1 pseudogene is annotated in these 1,678 nt (G+C 60.1%); it reads left to right on the forward strand.

The window, feature by feature from the left end:
- Positions 1-1,601 (forward strand): annotated as a pseudogene (locus HX786_RS31450) (electron transfer flavoprotein-ubiquinone oxidoreductase); the annotation flags it as partial.
- Between the last annotated feature and the right edge of the window lie 77 nt (positions 1,602-1,678).

The raw sequence follows: 1,678 nt of genomic DNA on the forward strand, positions 1-1,678 counted from the left end.
CGACGTGGTCATCGTCGGCGCTGGCCCGGCAGGCCTGTCTGCCGCCTGCCGATTGAAGCAGAAGGCCGCCGAAGCCGGTAAGGAAATCAGCGTCTGCGTGGTCGAAAAAGGCTCCGAAGTCGGCGCTCATATCCTGTCCGGTGCCGTGTTTGAACCCCGTGCCCTGAACGAACTGTTCCCGGACTGGAAAGAACTCGGTGCACCGCTCAACACCCCTGTTGTGCGTGATGACATCTATGTACTGCGCTCCAGCGAAGCTTCCACCAAGGTGCCTGACTTCTTTGTGCCCAAGACCATGCACAACGAAGGCAACTACATTATTTCCCTGGGCAACCTGTGCCGCTGGCTCGCCCAGCAGGCCGAAAACCTGGGTGTGGAAGTCTACCCGGGCTTCGCCGCCCAGGAAGCGCTGTTCGACGAAAACGGCGTGGTGCGCGGGATCATCACCGGTGACCTCGGCGTCGACCGTGAAGGCAACCCGAAAGAAGGCGTCTACACCCCGGGCATGGAACTGCGTGGCAAGTACACGCTGTTCGCCGAAGGTTGCCGTGGCCACATCGGCAAGCAACTGATCCAGCGCTTCAACCTGGACAGCGACGCCGACGCCCAGCACTACGGCATCGGCCTGAAGGAAATCTGGGAAATCGACCCGGCCAAACACCAGCCAGGCCTGGTAGTGCACACCGCCGGTTGGCCGCTGGACATCATGAGCGCGGAGAACACCGGCGGTTCGTTCCTCTATCACCTGGAAAACAACCAGGTGGTCGTCGGCCTGATCGTCGACCTGTCCTACAGCAACACCTTCCTGTCGCCGTTCGACGAGTTCCAGCGCCTCAAGCATCACCCCGTGCTGGCCCAGTACCTGGAAGGCGGCAAACGCATCAGCTACGNNAATGGTGTTCAAGGGCGGCGCGCTGATCGGTTGCGACCTGGGCACCCTGAACTTCGCCAAGATCAAGGGCAGCCACACCGCGATGAAGTCCGGCATGCTCGCCGCTGACGCCGTGGCTGACCGCCTGTTCGCCGAATCCGAAGGCGGTGACGAACTGACCGCTTACGTCGACAGCTTCAAGAACAGCTGGCTCTACGAAGAACTGTTCGCCAGCCGTAACTTCGGCCCGGCGATGCACAAGTTCGGCCCGATCATTGGTGCCGGCTTCAACTGGTTCGACCAGAACATCCTCGGCGGCAAAATGCCGTTCACCCTGCACGACACCAAGCCGGACTACGCCTGCCTCAAGCTGGCCAAGGACAGCAAGAAAATCGACTACCCGAAACCCGACGGCAAGCTGAGCTTCGACAAGCTGAGTTCGGTGTTCATCTCCGGTACCAACCACGAAGAAGAACAACCGTGCCACCTGAAGCTGAAAGACCCGAGCATCCCGATCGGCACCAACCTGCCGCTCTACGATGAACCGGCGCAGCGCTACTGCCCGGCCGGCGTGTATGAAGTGATCACCAAGGAAGACGGCGAGAAGCGCTTCCAGATCAACGCCCAGAACTGCGTGCACTGCAAGACCTGTGACATCAAGGACCCTTCGCAGAACATTACGTGGGTGACGCCGGAAGGTGCGGGTGGGCCGACTTACCCGAATATGTAAATCCGCTGCTTGAACAGAAGGCTCCCAAATGGGGGCCTTTTTTGTAGCCCGGAAAAAGACCCATCGACTCGGTCAAA

The organism is Pseudomonas sp. 21615526 (assembly GCF_013386245.1).
Classification (GTDB): Bacteria; Pseudomonadota; Gammaproteobacteria; order Pseudomonadales; family Pseudomonadaceae; genus Aquipseudomonas.